This window comes from Flavobacterium proteolyticum (assembly GCF_015223105.1).
In the GTDB taxonomy this organism is placed as follows: domain Bacteria; phylum Bacteroidota; class Bacteroidia; order Flavobacteriales; family Flavobacteriaceae; genus Flavobacterium; species Flavobacterium proteolyticum.
In genome coordinates this window covers 1,129,197-1,149,427 of the sequence record NZ_JADFTZ010000001.1, presented here as the reverse complement: position 1 = coordinate 1,149,427, position 20,231 = coordinate 1,129,197, and the positions used below count along the sequence as shown (strand labels likewise).

The window sequence follows — 20,231 nt, the reverse complement described above, 5'->3', positions numbered from 1 at the left end:
ACAGTTACGTTATTTTTAGATCTTGCTTTTATCTACTTCTTTTATCAGTCATTTATGAATTTTTTAAAGAAAGTATGAACTTTCTTTTGTTTTCAAAATATTTACTACTGCTATTTTTTGCTTTTGCTATTTTTAAAAGATTTACCACCTATTTAATTTTTATAAGCATTAACTTTTTTTTGTTGTTCTTTCTGACCATTTTTAAAAACGAAGAAACACTTAACATCATAACACTCATAAATGCTTTATTTATAATTATGGTCATTCATTTGGGACAAATAATTAGAAACATAAAAGCTAATGAACGATTAATTTTTACTCAAGACATTATAAACAACACAAACTCCATAATTATTGCAGCTGACAATTTAGGAAATGTTCAATATTGTAATGATTCTATAACTAAAATTTTAGGTTACACTCCTGAAGAAGTTTTGGGAAAAGCATTTTGGTCTTTAACAGAAGATACCGAGTTTGAAGCCGGCGATTATTCAAGTAAATTTAAACCTAATGCAGTTTATTTCCGAAAGTTAAAGTGTAAAAATGGCGAATACAAGTTTATTCAATGGACTGATTTTAAACAAACCAACAACACTTATGTAGCAACAGGACAAGATGTTACCTCAAAAATTAGTTTAGAAACTAAATATGCCAATTTAATTCAAAATGCTAAAGACATTATCTATGAAAGCGATAGATATGGAAATATAATTTATGCTAATAAATTTTCAATTCAAACACTAGGTTACAAACTTGAAGAACTTTTAGGAAGACACTTTAGTGATTTCATTAGAGAAGATTTTAAAAGCACTGTGTCAAAATTTTATGTCGATTCTATTTCTGAAACCGATGAATTTGATATTTTAGAATTTCCGATAATTAAAAAGAATGGCGAAGAAATTTGGGTTTCCCAAAAAGTAACCATTAAAAGAGACGAAAACGATATGATCTCAGGTTTTTCATGCATTATTAGAGATATAACAGCTACAAAACTTTTAGAACTAGAAGAACACAAACGAATAGAAGAAATAAGCAGATTAAACAACGTTTCTAACAAACTTTCTACCTTAAACTTCTTAACATTTCCAAATTTAGATGCTTTAATTCAACACATTTGTAAAGAAACTGCTGTAGGATTAAAAATTGACCGTGTGGCGCTTTGGAATTTTGAGAAAGACCAAATTGATTTAAGAAACATATATGTACAAAGTGAAGACAAACATTATGCAGACTTATCAATACCAAAGAAAAGTATAAGCACTTATATTTCAAACATAGAATCAGAACCTATAATTATTGCGTCTGATGTTTATAAAAGTGAGTCTCTAAAAGAGTTTACCACAGAATATTTTCCAAAGTATGATATTAAATCGTTACTAGATATACCTATATACATAGGTGGGGAACTAAACAATATTTTGTGCTTAGAAGCTACTCATGAAGTCAGATATTGGACTAATGAAGACATTAACTTTTGTAAAACAGTTGCCGAAATTATAGCTTTAGCAATAGAAACGACAAGAAGAAAAAACGCTGAAAATCAAATTATTTACAAAAACGAAATTTTAACTGCAATTGCAAACGTTACTAGCAATTTATTAATTCACAAAGACAAAGATGATATTTTTGATGTTTCAATAGAGCAAATAGGTAAAGTATTAAAAGTAGATCGTTTGTATTATTTTGAAAATGACATCAAAACAAATTTAATGAGTCAACGCTTTGAATGGGTTTCTGAAACTGATTTAGCAGAGATTGACAATCCTTTACTACAAAATATTCCTCATGATGAATTTGCAGATTTTATGCAAATTATATTAAACAAAAAACCATATCTAAATTTAACCAAAGATATTCCAGAAAGCAATTTTAAAGATTTATTAATTGATCAAAACATCGTTTCAATCTTAATAATTCCTCTTTTTGACAAGGAAACTTTCATAGGTTTTATTGGTTTTGATGATTGTAAAAACGAACGCATTTGGACCGAAGAAGAAATTAGTATTTTACTTACACTAGCCAATAATATTGCTTCAACAATTATAAGAATTAACAACGAAAAAGCAATTGCAGAAAGTGAAGAAAAATTCAGATTATTAGCCAATAACATTCCCGCTTCTGTTTTCCTAGTTAAATATGACACTGCGCGAACAAAAGTCTATTTAAATGATGAAATCGAAAAATTAACAGGATATCATCGTGATGATTTCATGACTAACAAAATTTCGTTACTCGATTTGTATCATCCTGAAGAAAAAGAAGAATTAAGACTCATTATAGACGAAGCTTTACAAAACAGAAAACCCTATAAAGTAACATGTAGAATTAGACGAAAAGACGGCAACTATGTTTGGATTGAAGAATATGGAGAAGGAATTACAATTAATAATGAGGTTGCTTACATTGAAGGAGTTTTAATTGATATCACAGAGAGAAAAGTTGCCGAAGAAGCCGTTATTGCAAAAGAATTAGCCGAGTCTTCTAACAAAGCTAAATCAGAATTCTTGGCCAATATGAGTCATGAAATTAGAACGCCTTTAAATGGAATTATAGGCTTTAGCAATTTGCTCTTAAACTCTGATTTAACTGAAATTCAAAAACAACATTTAGAAACTGTTAATCAATCGGCCGCTACTTTATTAGATGTTGTAAACGATATTTTAGACATTTCTAAAATTGAAGCCGGAAAATTAATAATCGACAAAGAAAAAACAAGTTTGCATACCATCATCAATCAATGTATTGATATGATGAAATTTATGGCACATCAAAAAAACCTAGAACTCATTGTAAATATTCACAAAGATGTACATTGCGCTATTTGGGTAGATGAAATGCGACTAAAACAAATTCTCCAAAACTTGTTAAATAATGCGATTAAATTTACTCAAAAAGGGCAAATCGAATTAGAAGTTTCTGCTGTAAATCTAAACGAAAACACTTCAAAAATTAGATTTAGCGTAAAAGACACTGGAATAGGTATAAAAAAAGGAAACAAGAAAAAAATCTTGGAAGCTTTTACACAAGAAGACAATTCTACAACCCGTAATTATGGTGGAACCGGACTTGGATTAACCATCACCAACAGTCTTTTAAAATTAATGAATAGCAAATTAGAAATTGAAAGTGAACTTAATGTTGGATCAACTTTTAGTTTTGAATTGTTATTAAAATCAGAATTATGCAACTATCATTTATCTGTTCACAATCATAACTTTAAAAAAGCTTTACTTATTGAAGATAATAAACTTGTCACTTCAATAATTAAAAACATGTTACAATGCTATAATATTGTAACAGAATCATATGAGAATAATATCGAAACTATTTCAAAATTTATACAAGAAAATCAAATTGATTTATTACTACTAGATTTAGAATATCTATCGGAAAAAACAACAATTGAAATCATCAAGGAATTAAATATTTTGCCAAAAATTTCTATAATTGTGATGCAAAATTCCAATTCAAAATTTAATGAAACTGGAACCAATAAAAACGCACAAAGCATTATAAAACCAATAAAACACGAAACTTTACAAAACTACATCAATAAAAACAATTCCGAAAAACAACAACAAATAGTAGTTCATAAAGAAGAAGTTACAGCGAATTCTGTCAGCATTCTAATAGTTGACGACAACAAAATTAATATGCTACTAACTAAAACTTTAATCCAAAATAAAGTACCAAATAGCATTATTTACGAAGCAAGAAACGGTCAAGAAGCGGTTGATTTAGCATTAGAAAAAAATCCAGATATTATATTTATGGATATTCAAATGCCAATTATGAACGGATATGAAGCAACGACAGAAATAAGAAAAACAAATAGAAAAACCATCATTATTGCCATAACGGCAGGTATCATCACTGGCGAAAAAGAAAAATGTTTAGAAGTTGGGATGAATGATTTTATCATTAAACCAATTGATAAAATTTTATTTGAAACTACTTTAATTAAATGGATAAATAGTCTTCCTAATTAATCCAATTAGTATCTTTGCCTTCTATTTGAAAAAAATTCACCGCTATGAATCAAAATGTTAAAGGCTTTTCAAAATTATCTAAAGAAGAAAAAATAAATTGGATTACCAATACGTACTTTGTTAATCCAGATGAAGCAAAAGAAAGCATCGTAAAATATTGGAATTCCGACGAAAACTTACAAAAATTGCACGACGAATTCATCGAAAACACTTTAACCAATTTTTATCTTCCTTACGGAGTAGCGCCAAACTTTACCATAAACGGAAAAAGCTACACCATTCCTATGGCTATAGAAGAAAGTTCTGTGGTGGCTGCGGCTTCAAAAGCAGCAAAATTTTGGGGAGAACGAGGCGGTTTTAAAGCTACGATTATCAATACTGAAAAAATTGGACAAGTGCATTTTCTTTTCCGTGGAAATACAGAAAAGTTAACTACTTTTTTCAATAAAATTAAACCGATTTTTTTCGATGAAACTCAAGAAATTACCAAAAACATGCAAAAGCGTGGTGGCGGAATTTTAGACATCGAACTAAGAGATAAAACCCATGAAATTCCAAATTATTATCAGCTACATGCTACTTTCAACACAAAAGACAGCATGGGTGCGAATTTCATCAATACGTGTTTAGAACAATTTGCAAAAACATTAGAAAATCAAGCGCATGAATATGCCGATTTTACTTCAGAAGAAAAAAACATTCAAATTGTAATGAGTATTCTAAGCAACTTCGTACCAAATTGTGTTGTTCGAGTTGAAGTTTCTTGTCCTGTAAATCAACTTTCAGATGATAAAAGCATCGATTCAGTTGAATTTGCTCAAAAATTTGCTACCGCTGTTCGAATTGCGGAAGTAGAACCTTTCCGCGCTGTAACCCACAACAAAGGCATCATGAACGGAATTGACGCCGTAGTTTTAGCAACCGGAAATGACTTCAGAGCTGTTGAAGCCGGAATTCACGCTTATGCAAGTAAATCGGGACAATATTCGAGTTTATCTCATGTGAAAATTGAGAATGATATTTTTACTTTTTGGATGGAAATTCCATTAGCATTAGGAACAGTTGGCGGATTAACTTCGTTACATCCATTAGTAAAATTCTCTATGGAATTGTTAGGAAAACCATCGGCAGAAGAATTAATGCAAATTGTAGCAGCGGCTGGATTAGCTCAAAACTTCGCAGCGCTTCGTTCGTTAACCACAACAGGAATTCAACAAGGTCATATGAAAATGCACTTGATGAATATTTTAAACCAACATCATGCTACCAAAGAAGAGAAACAAAAAGTCTTAGAGTATTTCAAAGACACAACAGTTTCGCATAGTTTAGTAGTAGATTATTTGGGAAAAATTAGAAGTTAATGGAAACCCAAACATTTTATAGTAACGGAAAATTACTCATCACAGGCGAATACGTTGTTTTAGATGGCGCAAAAGCATTGGCTTTACCTACAAAATTCGGGCAAAGCTTAGCAGTGAAATCAGGAAACAATCATCAAATCAAATGGACGAGTTTTGATTCGGATAAAAGTATTTGGTTTGAAGACGTTATTTCGTTTGAGGAAATAAAAATTAAAAGCACAAACGATAAAAATTCCGCTGTAAAAAACACTTTGATTGAAATTTTGCATCAAGCTTTTATTCAAAATGCATCGTTTTTAGAAAAAGAAGGTTACGAAATTGAAACCCATTTAACTTTCCCAAGGCTTTGGGGTTTAGGTACTTCTTCTACTCTTATAAACAGTATTGGCGATTGGCTAAACATTGATGCGTTTGAATTATTGCAAAAAAGTTTTGGTGGAAGTGGTTATGATATTGCTTGTGCCAAATCGAATTCGCCAATAGTGTATCATTTAGAAAATGAAAATCCTCATTTTAAATCGATTCATTTTAATCCTTCATTCAAGGAGAACATTCACTTTGTGTATTTGAATCAGAAACAAAGCAGCAAATTGGCGATTGCAAATTATATGTCAAAACATCATCATGTGAATGCAGTAATTTCAAAAATCAACACCATAACTTACGACACCATAGATTGCAAAGAAGGAAAAGAATTTGCTAAACAAATGGAAAAGCATGAAATTATAATGAGTGATGTTTTAGAAATTGAAACCATTCAAGAAAAACTTTTTCCAGATTTTAAAGGTGTAATTAAAAGTTTGGGGGCTTGGGGCGGTGATTTTGTAATGGCAATATCTAAAGACAATCCTACAGCTTATTTTAAAGAAAAAGGATATTCAGTTGTACTTTCTTATGAAGAAATGATTTTATAATACTGCTTTCAAACCAATATAAAACAAAAAAACCACTCAATTGAGTGGTTTTTGTGGTACCTCCAGGGATCGAACCAGGGACACATGGATTTTCAGTCCATTGCTCTACCATCTGAGCTAAGGTACCTTTACAATTTAGAGCATTACTGCTTGTTGATTGCGGGTGCAAATATAGAACCATTTTTATATTTTCCAAAACAAATTTTAAAAAAAATCAATTTGTATATTTGCACTTCATAAAACAAAACCATGCTTTTAACAATCGATGTTGGAAATTCAAGAATTAAAGTTGCTGTCTTTGAACACAATAAGCAAGCTGACTTTTTTATTTTTGAAACAAATGAAGCGCTAAAAAATTTTAAAAATATTTTTAAAAAATATTCTAATCTTCAAAAAATCATCCTTTCTTCGGTTGGAAAACTAGATGAAGACGTGGTGAATTATATCAAAAGTCAGTTTCAAACAGAAACAATCACACACAAATCAAAGTTTCCTTTCACTAATTTATATTCGACTCCCGAAACTTTAGGAATAGATCGAATGGTTTTAGCCGCTGGCGCTACCTTGATGCATCCTAATCAAAATAGATTAATTATTGATGCCGGAACCTGTATTACTTATGATTTTGTAAATTCTGAAAATCAATATTTAGGAGGTGCAATATCTCCAGGAATTAAAATTAGATATAAGAGTTTAAACAATTACACTTCAAAATTGCCGTTATTATCTTTAAGTGAAAATTTTAATATCATTGGAAATAGTACAAAAAGTGCTATTCACAGCGGAGTAATTAACGGAGTTCTCTTTGAAATCGAAGGGTTTATTTCACAATATTCTCTTAAAAATCAAGATTTAACAATAATTTTAACAGGAGGAGACGCAGAATTTTTGGCTAAAAGATTAAAAAGCACCATATTTGCCAATTCAAATTTCTTACTAGAGAGTTTGAACTTATTATCACTTTACACAGAAAAAAATGATTAAAAAACTTATAGTATTTGCTAGTATATTATTTTCGATAGTTTCATGGAGTCAGGAAAATACTGCTTCACCTTATTCTTATTATGGTCTTGGCGAAATTAAATTTAAAGGTACAGAAGATGCTAGATCGATGGGAGGCATTGGAATTGTTGCAGATAGTATTCATTTCAATTTGTTAAACCCAGCTTCTTACTCAAAAATAAAGTTTAGTACTTTCGCGATTGGATCTACTTCAACTTTTTCTACTTTTGAAACAAACGGAAATAGTGAAAAAGCTAAGCGTACCAATCTAAATTATTTAGCTGTTGGCTTACCAATTAAGAAATTTGGCGTTTCTTTTGGACTAATGCCTTATTCGGCGGTTGGTTACAAAATCGAAAGCAACTCCCATAATGATGCAGACAACTCAGATAGAACGAAAATTTCTACAGGAAACGGAAACATCAATCGTTTATTTATAGGGTCATCTTATGCAATAAATAAAAAACTAAGTTTCGGTTTTAATATTAACTATAATTTTGGGGTAGTAGAAACAGAATTTATTGAAACTATTTACGCACCTGTCGAACTACAACTTAGAACACGAGAAAGAAATAATTCAAACATTAATGGTTTTTCTTTTAACACAGGGGTTTATTATTCAAGAAATTTAAATCAAAAATTAAAACTGAATTCTTCTTTTGTATACAGTCCTGAAGCTACTTTAGTTTCTGAAAACTCAAGAAATATTGCTACAATATTTTATAATATTTATGGAGGCGAAATAATTAGTTTACCAACCCAAGATATACCTGTTGAAGATCAAAAAATGAAAATACCGGCAAAATACACTTTTGGTAGTGGAATTGGTATGGATAAAAAGTGGTTTTTGGGAGCAGAAATTTCATTTCAAGAAAACAGCAAGTTAAGAAATCGATTTAAAGACATTAGTAATGCAACCTTTGAAAATTCAACAAGGATTTCTTTAGGAGGCTATTTTGTACCCAAACACGACTCCTTCTCTAATTATTTCAGTAGAGTAATTTATAGAGCAGGTTTTAGATATGAAAACACAGGTCTTGTTATAAGAAATGAAAGCATAAACGATTATGGCATGACTTTTGGAATAGGATTACCTGTAGGATTATCAAAAATTAATTTAGGCTTTGAAATTGGAAAAAAAGGAACCACATCACAAGGCTTAGTTCAAGAGAATTATTTTAACCTTAACATTGGATTATCGTTAAATGATTTATGGTTTAGAAAAAGAGAAATAAATTAACAATTATAGCACCCAAAAAATGAAAACGAAATTAACTTTACTTTTTATAGCAGCAGCTAGTTTTTTTGTTCAAGCACAAAACACAGAAGCTTGTACTGAAACTTTAAGCTTAATGGCTACTTCAGTAAAAGCGAAAGATGTAGCAAGTTATGATTATTTAACAACTTTAAGAAAAGACTGCCCGTCTTTCCATAAAAGCATTTACTCTTACGGTGAATTAGCTATCAAAATGAAAATTGAAAAAGCAACAACACCACAAGATAAAGAAAAATACGTTCGTGATTTATTAAAATTATATGATGAGCACGATCAATATTTTCCTGGAAATGGCGCTGGAAATAAAATGAAAAAAGGTTTAGTGTTGTTTGAAAACAAAGTTGGAACAACTGATGAAGTATTTCAATTACTAGATATTGCATTCAAAACTGACTATGCAAACTTTAAGTATGCAAAAGCGATGTATGTTTATTTCGAAATTTTAGTAAACAACCACAAAGCTAATAAAGGCGTAGAATTACAACAAGTATTTGATAAATATGACGATATTTCTAAAAAACTTGACGAGGAAGAAAAAGAATTATCTGAAGAAAATGATAGCTTCTTAACAAAAGAAGAAGCCGGACAAGCTTTAACTGACAAAGAAAAAGCCAGAAAAGTTAGAATCGAAAATAGTTTAGAAATTTTTGGAAATGTTAGAAATGACATGGACAATATTGTACTAGAATTATCTACTTGTGAAAAACTTATTCCATTTTACCAAAAAGGTTTTGAGTTAAACAAAACGAATGAAGAGTGGTTAAAAAGAGCTGCAAATCGTTTAGATGTAAAAGGATGTGATTCTGACCCAATATTCTCAAAAATATCTGAAGCGCTTTACAAATTAAATCCAAGTGCTGACGCTGCGTATCAGTTAGGTGTAGTGGAAATTCAAAGAAAAAACACTACTAAAGCTTTAGATTATTTTAATCAAGCTGCTAACTTATTCACAGATAACACTAAAAAAGCAAATGTGTATTACAGAATTGCAACAATGTACAGCAAGTCAAACAAAGTGCAAGCTCGTACATATGCAAGAAAAGCATTAGCTGTAAAACCTTCTTTTGGTAAAGCGTATTTATTGATTGCTCAACTTTATGGAAGCAGCATCAATGATTGCGGAAACGACCAATTTGAAAAAAGAGCAATGTATTGGTTAGCTGCTCAATATTGTGATAAAGCAGGAGCGGTTGATTCATCAATCAAAGCAACTGCAAGTAAAACAGCTGCAAGTTATAGAGCCGCTGCTCCATCTAAAACAGAAATTTTCCAATCTGGAAAAGCTGGACAAAGAGTTGCCTTTAACTGTTGGGTTGGAGAAAGTATTGTAGTTCCAAATTTGTAAAATGAAGTTATTCATTAAAAATAATATTCTAAACATGGTCACGATTTTTATCGTGACTATGTTTTTTTCATGTGAAAGCGACATCAAAAAAGTACAACAACTTAGCGAAACAAGTTTTATACCAACTGGAGAAGCCGACACCATCAATTTAAAGTATACCGATTCTGGACAAATTAAATCTATTTTAAAAAGTCCAAAAATGTTAGATTATAGTAACATCACAAATCCATTTACAGAATTCCCAAAAGGCATCCATGTTACATTAATTGACAATAAAGGAAATGCTACCACCGTTGTTTCAAACTACGCCATTTCCTACAAAAAAACGAGTATCATTGATCTTCAAGGCAATGTAACCATTAGCTCTCAAAATGGTAAAAAACTGGAAACTTCTCAATTGTATTTTGATCAAAAAAATGAATGGTTTTTTACTGAAAAACATTTCAAATATACCGATGAGGCGGGAGGTTATTTAGAAGGTCCAGGTGTAGATTTCAGCAAAGACTTTAAAGTTTTTAACATGCAACAAAGTAGCGGCGAAGTAAACACTACTGACAAATAATTGTTTTGCAATTTGCTTTTTATTACATTTGATAAATTTATTAAATCATGACTTATTTAAAATTCATTCAATATATCTATTTAATTTTTGCAGTTTTCTTTCTATACGATGCTTTTGATAAATTCAACAAAAATGAAGATTACCTTTTAAGCATTATTATTGCTGCTGTTTCTATAGGGATGTTTTTCTTCAGAAGACATTTTCACAACAAATACCAAAAAAAATAAACTCTAAATGGAGATAGCCATTATTGTAATTTGCTTACTACTTTCGGCTTTCTTTTCTGGAATGGAAATCGCTTATGTTTCTTCAAACAAAGTATATTTATCTATAGAGAAAAGACAACAAAACTTTAATGCCTCTATCCTTAATAAACTTACAGAGAAACCTTCACAGTTTATAACATCAATGCTCCTTGGAAACAATGTGGTATTAGTAGTTTATGGTATTTATTCTGGAGATTTAATCATCGATTGGCTAGAAGGCTTTTTTGAATTTACAGCATTTATTGGATTGTTGCTTCAAACATTGATTTCAACGGCAATCATCTTATTAACAGCAGAATTTCTTCCAAAAGTTTTCTTTCAAATTTATGCCAATTCCTTTATTAAGTTTTTTGCCGTTCCAAGTTATTTCTTTTACCAATTATTTTTTTGGCCAACAAAATTTATCATTTGGATTTCAGACATTATCTTAAGAACCTTTTTTAAAACTCCAGGCGATCAAGTAAAAGAATATTTCAGTAAAGTAGAATTAGGAAACTATATTACGGAACAAATGAACAATGTTTCGCAAGACAATGAAATCGATTCCGAAATTCAAATATTCCAAAATGCACTTGAGTTTTCCGATTTGAAAGCGAGAGATATTATGACGCCGAGAACCGAGATTAGTGGTGTTGATATTTTAGATTCTATTTCAGAACTAAAAGATTTATTTGTAACAACAGGCTATTCTAAATTACTGATTTACCAAAATTCTATTGATGATATTTTAGGATATGTGCATTCATTCGAATTGTTCAGAAAACCTAAAACTATCAAAAGTATAATGATTCCTGTGGAATATATTCCAGAAACAATTTACATCAAAGATGCTTTAGATTTACTAACTAAAAAAAGAAAAAGTATTGCAGTAGTTTTAGATGAATACGGTGGAACATCTGGAATCATAACCGTGGAAGATATTATCGAGCAACTTTTTGGAGAAATTGAAGATGAACATGATTTAGACGAGGAATTAATAGACGAAATCATAGAAGAAAACACGTACTTGTTCTCTGCCCGACTAGAAGTTGAATTCTTAAATGAAAAGTATAACTTACAAATTCCAGAATCGGATTCATACACAACTTTAGGCGGTTACATTGTAAATCACACAAAGGAAATTCCAACAAATGAAGAAAAAATAATCATAGAAAATTTTGAAATTATCATCCATTCGGCCAGTAATAAAAAAATAGAACTGGTTCGTTTTTCGGTAAAAGAAGAAAAAAGATAAAAATCTTTAAAAATTTGAAGTAAAATATGACTTTACTATTTTATTATTAAATAGATAATTGTATTTTCGCCCTCTGAAAAAAATTAAACACAAATAAAAATGGCAGTTTTATCTAAAATTAGACAACGTTCATTCTTCCTAATTATTATCATTGCTTTAGCATTGTTTTCATTTGTATTAGCAGATGTAATTCAAAGTGGTACATTTAGCACTGGAGCTAACGATGTAGGTTCGGTTAATGGGACAGACATTGAAGCACAAGAATTTATGCAAAATGTTTCAAACATTGAAAAACAAGGTCAAGGTACCAGCACTACTCAAGCAATGAATAGCGCTTGGGAACAAGAAGTTAGAAGAATTATCCTTACAGAAGAATTCGATAAATTAGGCTTAAAAATTGGTAGCGAACAATTAATTAACGTTATCAAACAAAATCCTAACTTAGCTCAAAACCCTCAATTTTTGAATGCTGCTGGTCAATTTGACGAAAATAAATTCAAAGAATTTTTGAAAGGAATCAAAAATGCTCCAGACCAAACACAATGGACAGAGTGGAAAACGTTTGAAAAAAATATTGAAAGATATGCTGTAGAGCAAATGTACAACACTATGATAAAGTCTGGTGTTTACACTACTAAAGCAGAAGGTAAATTCCAATACAAATTAGAAAACGATAAAGTTGATTTCGAATATGTAACTGTTGCTTTTTCAACAGTAAATGATGATCAAGTAAAAGTTTCTGATGCTGAGATTATCGACTTTATGAAAAAATCTCCTAAGAAATATAAATCTGAAAATACAACAAGTATTGATTTCGTTTTAGTAGAAAACAAACCATCAAAAGAAGACGAACAAGCAATGTTATCTTCAATTGGTGATGTTAAAGTAAAATTTGACTCAGTTGCAGTTGCAAATATTGGAGAATTTGTAAATGCTAATTCAGATATTAAATTTGATTCTACTTATTTAGCGAAAAAAGATTTACCTCTTGATTACCAAGAAGCATTATTCAACTTACCTGTTGGAGGTGTTTATGGACCATACGTTTTTAATGGACACCAATGTATTTCTAGAATGATTGCTAAAAAAGGAAATGCTAGCGCAAAAGCAAGTCATATTTTATTAGCTTACAAAGGGGCTCCTCAATCTACTGCTACTAGAACTAAAGAAGAAGCTCAAGCTTTAGCAAATGACTTATTAGCTCAAGCAAAAGCAAATCCAGGGAACTTTGCTATGTTAGCAATGACAAACTCAGACGATCCAGGATCTAAAAATAATGGTGGTGAGTATGACAATATCACCCCAGGTCAAATGGTACCTAAATTTAACGACTTCGTATTCAATAATCCTGTAGGCTCTATCGGTGTTGTTGAAACTGATTTTGGCTTCCACGTAATTAAAGTTACCGATAAATATGATGCTGTTTTAATGGGAACTGTAGCTCAAAAAATTCAACCATCTGAGGCAACTATTGACGCTATTTATACAAAAGCAAGTCAATTAGAAGCTGATGCTAATGAAAATGCAGATTTTGCAGCTTTAGCTAAAAAAGCAGGGTTAGAGTTAATTCCAGCTACAAACTTAAAAGGATTTGACGAATACGTTCAAGGAGTTGGTTCTCAAAGAGAAATCATCAGATGGTCATTCAATAAAGATACAGAAATTGGTGATGTTAGACGTTTTGAAGTTCCTCAAGGTTTTGTTATTGCAAAATTAAAAGATAGAAACGAAAGTGGATTATTACCAATTGACGTAGCAAAACAACAAGTTGAACCAATTATCAGAAACCAGAAAAAAGCTGAAATTATCAAGAAAAAAATGAGTGGCGCTTCTTTAGAAGCAGTTGCAAAAGCTTCTGGAGCTTCTGTTCAACCTGCTATGGGAGTTTCATTAAAAATGCCTGTTATTCCTAATATCGGTAATGAACCTAAAGTTGTAGGTAAAGCTTTTGGATTAGCTGCAGGTAAAACTTCTGAAGTTATTGAAGGAAATTCAGGTATGTTTATGGTTAGAGCTAAAGCTGTAACTAAAGCACCTGAAGCACCAAGTTACGCAACTTACATTACTCAAGATAGAACTCAAAATCAATCATACGCTATCTCTAAAGCTTATACAGCTTTAAAAGATAAAGCTGAGATTAAAGATAACAGAGCTAACTTTTAAGAAGAATTTCATATAATAAAAAAGGCTATCCGAAAATCGTGATAGCCTTTTTTATTTAATTTGTTTTATAACATAAGTAACAATACCCCAAATTATAAATTCATTATGTGGTTCTATTTGAATGGGAACATAAGTTGGATTTTCGGGCATTAAAAAAACAGCTTCATCTGTCTTCTTGATTCTTTTTACTGTAAATTCTCCATCGATAAAGCAAACTGCAACCGCATTATTTCTTGGTTCAAGACTTCTGTCAATTACTAAAATATCACCATCATCAATCCCTGCACCTATCATAGAATTTCCACTTGCCTTTGCATAAAAGGTTGCCTCTTTATTTTTAATCAATAAGTGATCTAAACTTACTTTTGATTCTTCAAAATCAGCTGCTGGTGATGGAAATCCTGCTTTAATTTCGCTCGAAATGAATGAAGTTTCTATTGGACTTTCAAAATCAGGAATAAAGAAAGTTATTTTTGGATTTACTTGCATTTTACTTCTAGTAATTCGTTAAAATTCGTTGTATATCGATTGGATAAATAGTTTTGTTTCATCTTCCAAGTGCGTTTTAAATCTTGTGACGCTAATCTAAGTTTACGTTCACCTGTTTTCGCTTGAACCGCATCCATAACTTCCATAAGTTTTTGGTATTTGGGATTCTCCTCATCAAAAAGTTTAAATTGGCGTTGAGAAGAAGGCACAATCTCTGAAACTATAACACCTGCTTTTTTGTAAGCGGTTCCTTCTTGATACAAATCTTTCAACATCATAATAGCGGTTTGACTAATTGAAAAAGAAGTATTGGAAGGAAAAGATAAAGTTTGCATGCGATAAAAACTATACTTTTCACCATTAGCTTTAAATTTATCTTTTCGCAAATACAAAATAACGGCATTACAACACGAGTTTTGCTTACGTAATTTCTCAGAACAAACACTTGCAAAAGTCACTACTCGCTCTTTGAGTTCATTAAAATCAGTAATATCTTTCTCGAAACTTCTCGTTACAGCGATATTTTTCTTTGCCTTAGGTTCTTCCATTTCTAAAACTGATTTCCCTTCCAATTCATACTTCAAACGCATTCCTACCACTCCCATTTCTTTACGAATAAAGGCTTCGTTATACGGAAGTGTAAAATCATAAGCCGTTTTGATATTTTTAGCTTGCATTTTTTTGGTAAGACGGAAACCAATACCCCAAACATCTTCAATTTTAGTCCACTTTAAGGCTTTGATTCGTTTTTCTTCGGTGTCAATTACATAAACCCCTTTTGTACGTTCTGGAAACTTCTTAGCAATTTTATTAGCTACTTTCGAGAGCGCTTTCGTAGGAGCAAAACCGATTCCGATTGGAATACTTAACCATTTCAAAATTCTGTGTTGGATTTCGGCACCATACGCGTTAAAATCCGGAATTGTCATTCCTGAAAAATTCAAAAAAGCTTCATCGATGCTATACACCTCAACATTTGGCGTATAATTTTCTAAGATTTTCATTACCCTATGACTCAAATCGCCATATAAAGCATAATTGGAAGAAAAAACGCGAATATCATGTTGTTTTATCAAATCGCGAACTTGAAATTCAGGCGCGCCCATTGGAATTCCTAATGCTTTGGCTTCGTTACTACGCGAAATGATACAACCATCATTGTTAGACAATACCACAACAGGCTTGCCATTTAACTGAGGTTGGAAAACACGTTCGCATGAAACGTAAAAGTTATTACAATCGACTAAAGCATACATCTTGTAAAGTTACTTCAACTTTCACAAAAAGAAAATGAGTCAATTGTTAATGTTAATAAATTATCGTTTCAAAGAAAAATGAGCTTTAAAAATTTGCTTTGTAGTTCCATTTTGAGGCAAATATTCAACGGTAAACCAATAATCGGTAGAAGGCAGTTTTTCACCATTATAAATTCCATCCCAACCTGTACTAGCAGGAGACATTTGCTTCAAGAATTTACCATAACGATCAAAAATAGAAATCACAGCATCAGGTTGATGGCTTAAATCCCAAATATTCCAATTATCGTTGACTCCATCCGCATTTGGTGTAAAATAATTAGGGTAATTAATAATATAAATTGGACCTACAATTGTTGGATTACATCCTCCTAAAATATCATAAATATTTACGTAATATGCTCCGGTTGGTAAATTTGTAAAGACATTACTCGATTGATATTCAGTGACGCTTCCATCCGGATAAACCAATTGATATAAATAATCTCCGAATCCGCCTGTTAAATTCACTGTAATGAAAGTATTGTTTTCAAACGGAGTACTTACTGTAAAATCAGCCACAGCTGGACTCGATTGTACAATAGTTACTGTTGTTGTAGCGTAATTACAATTAGCTCCTACATCTGGTGTTAGTTTGATAAATTCAACCGTATAAACTCCTGCTTGTGAAGCAGTGTAAGTTGGACCAGTTCCCATTAAAGTTCCATTCAAATACCAATTTACAGTAAAAAATGCAGGATTTAAACCAGAATCCATAGTAAAGGTTCGTAACACATCACCTGTCTGAGCATCCACACAGATAATTCCGCCTTGAATCGATCTATCTAAAAGAGGATGAACTGTGAATGTGAAAGAAATTTCGTCGTTGCAATTTGGATTACCAATAGCGGAAGCGTACACATAATACGTATAAGTTCCAGGAGTTGTGATATTCAAATTCGTAATTAAATCAGCAGCATTACCACCTGATTGCGAATAATAACCAATGTTATACGTTGTTGTTGGCATCGTTGGCAACACATAAGTTCCGCATTCTTCATTATCGAAAACCAATCCTAAAGTAGCTAAATTTGGCGTTTCAGAAATAACAACATTAAAACTATCTTCTTGTGTACAGATAATTCTATCTCCATTTACTGCGTAAACATAAATTGTTGTAGTCGTATTTGGTGTATTAAAAATGGTCCCTGGCGGCACAGGATTTACTCCATTAGGAGCATAAAAATAACCAATGGTGTAATTAAAAGGTGTTGGCGCCACATGTGTTAATGTTGGCAATTGATAATTTTCAAATTCGCAATGTAGCTCATCAAGATAATCAGGTAAATTAATACCATTATAAGTAATCGTGAAAGGACGATTGATTTCACAATTAGTCGCTGTATCAATATTATACAAATAAAAGGTTTGAGTAGCATCAAAAACTTGAGTTGAAGAAACAACAGTTCCTCCTCCACTTGGACCACCAGGCAATGTATAAATAGTTCCATTTACTGGTGTTGGTATAGAATAAGGCAAACATTCTGTTCTACTGAATACATTATCTGCAGCAGGGAACGGATTAATACTTATGGTAAAAGAATCTTCATTGGAACATAATGTAGTTGACCCATCTGGATTATTAAATATTTGTTCATTGTAGACATAATAAGTTCCAGGATTCAAATGAGTTCCAGATAAATCTATAATGTCACCAGCAAATAATTGTTGCTGTCCAAATGCTGTCGGACCGCCTGACAATGTGTAATATGTTCCATTTAACAAAACAGGTAGAACAAATTCTCCACATTGAGGTCCATCTGGAATATCGTCAACTAATGGCGTGGGATGAATAACAATATTGTAATTTAAATTGCTAGTACAATTAGGCAAAACAGATGTATTTGTAAAATAATAAACCACTTGGTTTGATGTTATTGGAATATTAGGATCTACCGAAACACCAGACCCATTAGGACCTGTAAAATAGCCCCCAAATGTAACTGGAGGCAGAACATACCCTTGTTGAGAACACGCATAAACCGTAGAAAATAATGTAGTATCTACTAAATTAATCACAATATCATTAGACTCAATACAAGTTCCTGGCAAACCTTGACTTGTTGTGTGCGCTAAAGAATTAACTACATAGTAGGTTCCTGGGAAATTTGGCCCGGCAACACTAATAACATCTCCTGCATTCAAAGCCATTCCTCCTCCATTTGGATCTGTGTTATAATTTCCGTTAGTTAATGGTGGCAAAACATAAGAATCACATGTTGTAACATCCGCAGGATCATCTACCAATGGTACTGGATGTATAAAGAAAATAAATTGCTCATCTCTACAAAACACACCATTTACCTCTGCATAATAATATAAAGTTTGTGTAATAGTTGCTGCTGTTGCATTCAAATATTCTGTTCCTGCTGGAACAATAACACCGGTACCTGATGGACCACCTGGCTGCGTATAATAATTTCCAATATTTTCAGGCGGTGATGGCACCACAAATCGCCCACAATGATCTAATTGCGGAACATATTCATCAATCAATGTTAAATTAAAACTAGATTCATTAGTACAGCCATTTGCATCTGGACCAGCAAAAATATAGTACGTTCCACCATCTACTAAAATATCTCCAATATTAAATTGCACTTGACCTGGCGTTGTTGGACCACCTGGCAAAAGATAATAGGTTCCATTAACAATTGTTGGCAAGGTAAATTGACTACATTCAATTGGATCTGGAATATCATCTACTAATGGTAACGGATTAACTGTAATAACAACAGAAGTGACATCAAAACAATTTGGATTTGAATTATCTTGAACTCGGATTCCGACAGTAACTGTAGTAGTACCGTTTGGAATTGTAATAGACGTTACTGGATTTGATCCAGAAGCCGCCTCTCCAACTGAATTATAATAAGTAACTGTATAATTAGCTGGCGATTGTCCATTTAAAACCTCATTTGTAGTTGTAGCAGTAAAAGTGTAATTAGTACTTCCCTGCCCTTCACAAACTGAAATTGGGCTAGGTGCAGTTGCAACCGCTGCATTGTTAACAATCAAATCAAAAGAATATTCCGCATCACAGAAATTACCTGAAACCGTATTAAATATTTTAATGTAAATTGTTTGAGCACCTGCACTTGGGTAAGAAGTCAAATTCGCACTAGGAATTGGATTATTAGCAACAATATCGGCAGGTGTTTCATAGTAAAAAACATCGTAAATAGTGGTATCAATTCCTAAAGTAGATTCATTATTTGAAGCAAGATTAAAATTATATGTTGCCGCTCCTGTATTACATGTAAGCAAGTCAGACGGACTTGTTACAACCAAATCTGTAAAGACGATTGTATCTGTAATTACACAAGTTCCTCTAACTGCTTCAACTGTATATGTTCCGGCATGAGTTACTGTATAAGTAGAATTTGTTTCCCCTGGAATAGGATTTCCATTTTCATACCAAGTATAAGTAAAAGTATTATCTAAATTGGTATTCAAAACAACTTCATCTCCCGAACAAATAATCTGATCTAAACCCAAATCTAAAGTCGTAGTAAAACTTCCTGCAGCTATAAAAACTGCTGAATCAAAACCTGAATTAGCATAATCACCAATCACCAAACGTATCCTATATGGTGTATTAGGAACTACGCCTGACGAGGCATTCATAACCACTGTTTGCCCTCTCATATTTAATGCTGAAGTTGTATTCCCAACATTATATGTTCCAAAAAAAGTTGGATTTACTGAAGCGCAACTATTATTTGGACTCGAAGGATCGTTGTAAATACTATTTCTGATTGTAGTTACCGAAACTGGTGTACTTGTACCCGGAATTACAGCGAGGTTTGTTGAAACTCCAGAAGACAAATCGGTTAAAACAAAAGCAAAAACATCACTGAATTCGCATTGATAGAAACCATATTCGTTTGAAGCGAATAAGAAATTAAAACTAAAACTATTCGAAAGCGGAATAAAATCAAATTCTAAAAATTCGGCATTCACAATTGGACTTGTTCCGCCGTTAGTATTGCTTAAAGTTTGTAAAAAAGCATCCCCTGAATTCGTGACAGAACTACTCAAATTAGCACCAGAATATTGACCTTGTGTAAAAGTCGCCACTCCGTTTCTAATAATAATACCTTCAGAAATAGGGAAACTAGATCCATTTTGATTAAAATAAGCCACGGCTTGAGTGGAAGAAACCGAAATATTTGAAACTTCAACACATGAATTACCAAGAAGTAAATTAACCAAATCAGCTGGCGTATTAGTAGTATTGTCAACTGTTATTCCTTGAGAAAAGATACAAGTTGAATACAAAAAGGCGAATATATAAAGTAAGTTTTTCAAGATTTTCATGGGGTTTAAAATCAT

General features: G+C 31.9%; 13 protein-coding genes and 1 tRNA gene. 10 read left to right on the top strand and 4 right to left on the bottom strand.

The features are described 5' to 3' along the window. Positions 1-257: 257 nt before the first annotated feature. From IM755_RS04995 to IM755_RS04985, 3 genes are read left to right on the top strand one after another with little or no spacing between them, the layout of a single operon-like run. The gene (locus IM755_RS04995) at positions 258-3,989 is read left to right on the top strand and encodes a PAS domain S-box protein (RefSeq protein ID WP_194094211.1); all 3,732 of its coding nucleotides are present in this window, start codon (positions 258-260) and stop codon (positions 3,987-3,989) included. Between the two features lie 44 nt (positions 3,990-4,033). Then, complete coding sequence (locus IM755_RS04990) at positions 4,034-5,350, top strand: hydroxymethylglutaryl-CoA reductase, degradative (protein ID WP_194094209.1); 1,317 nt, start codon at positions 4,034-4,036, stop codon at positions 5,348-5,350. Further along, on the top strand, positions 5,350-6,264 hold the full coding sequence (locus IM755_RS04985) for a GYDIA family GHMP kinase (RefSeq protein ID WP_194094207.1): 915 nt from the start codon (positions 5,350-5,352) through the stop codon (positions 6,262-6,264). Before IM755_RS04990 ends, IM755_RS04985 begins: the two co-directional genes overlap by 1 nt. A 54-nt stretch (positions 6,265-6,318) precedes the next feature. On the opposite strand, the gene IM755_RS04980 is transcribed toward IM755_RS04985, so the two are convergent. Continuing rightward, positions 6,319-6,391, bottom strand: a tRNA-Phe gene (locus IM755_RS04980). Positions 6,392-6,513: 122 nt separating this feature from the next. Between IM755_RS04980 and IM755_RS04975 the strand changes: the two genes are divergently transcribed. From IM755_RS04975 to IM755_RS04945, 7 genes are all read left to right on the top strand, one after another. Continuing rightward, complete coding sequence (locus IM755_RS04975; RefSeq protein ID WP_194094205.1) at positions 6,514-7,248, top strand: type III pantothenate kinase; 735 nt, start codon at positions 6,514-6,516, stop codon at positions 7,246-7,248. Continuing rightward, complete coding sequence (locus IM755_RS04970) at positions 7,241-8,506, top strand: porin family protein (RefSeq protein WP_194094203.1); 1,266 nt, start codon at positions 7,241-7,243, stop codon at positions 8,504-8,506. The genes IM755_RS04975 and IM755_RS04970 overlap by 8 nt, the downstream gene beginning before the upstream one ends. 19 nt (positions 8,507-8,525) lie before the next feature. Then, positions 8,526-9,887: a tetratricopeptide repeat protein gene (locus IM755_RS04965; RefSeq protein ID WP_194094201.1), complete on the top strand. Its 1,362-nt coding sequence runs from the start codon at positions 8,526-8,528 to the stop codon at positions 9,885-9,887. A gap of 1 nt (position 9,888) precedes the next feature. After that, entirely contained in the window at positions 9,889-10,449 is a 561-nt protein-coding gene (lptC, locus tag IM755_RS04960) for an LPS export ABC transporter periplasmic protein LptC (protein WP_228063893.1), read from the top strand. Between the two features lie 47 nt (positions 10,450-10,496). Beyond that, positions 10,497-10,676, top strand: coding sequence for a hypothetical protein (locus IM755_RS04955; RefSeq protein ID WP_194094199.1), 180 nt, complete (start codon positions 10,497-10,499; stop codon positions 10,674-10,676). A 7-nt stretch (positions 10,677-10,683) separates the two neighbouring features. Beyond that, positions 10,684-11,949 (top strand): hemolysin family protein, encoded by a 1,266-nt coding sequence (locus IM755_RS04950; RefSeq protein ID WP_194094197.1) that lies wholly within the window; start codon positions 10,684-10,686, stop codon positions 11,947-11,949. A 99-nt stretch (positions 11,950-12,048) separates the two neighbouring features. Beyond that, positions 12,049-14,112: a peptidylprolyl isomerase gene (locus IM755_RS04945; RefSeq protein ID WP_194094195.1), complete on the top strand. Its 2,064-nt coding sequence runs from the start codon at positions 12,049-12,051 to the stop codon at positions 14,110-14,112. Between the two features lie 51 nt (positions 14,113-14,163). On the opposite strand, the gene IM755_RS04940 is transcribed toward IM755_RS04945, so the two are convergent. Genes IM755_RS04940 through IM755_RS04930 form a run of 3 tightly spaced genes read right to left on the bottom strand, consistent with a single transcriptional unit; the run spans position 14,164 to position 20,207 of the window. Continuing rightward, entirely contained in the window at positions 14,164-14,601 is a 438-nt protein-coding gene (locus IM755_RS04940) for a LexA family protein (RefSeq protein ID WP_194094193.1), read from the bottom strand. Beyond that, complete coding sequence (locus IM755_RS04935) at positions 14,592-15,857, bottom strand: Y-family DNA polymerase (RefSeq protein WP_194094190.1); 1,266 nt, start codon at positions 15,855-15,857, stop codon at positions 14,592-14,594. The genes IM755_RS04940 and IM755_RS04935 overlap by 10 nt, the downstream gene beginning before the upstream one ends. A gap of 60 nt (positions 15,858-15,917) precedes the next feature. Further along, positions 15,918-20,207, bottom strand: a complete 4,290-nt coding sequence (locus tag IM755_RS04930) for a T9SS type B sorting domain-containing protein (RefSeq protein ID WP_194094188.1) — start codon at positions 20,205-20,207, stop codon at positions 15,918-15,920. Positions 20,208-20,231 lie beyond the last annotated feature (24 nt).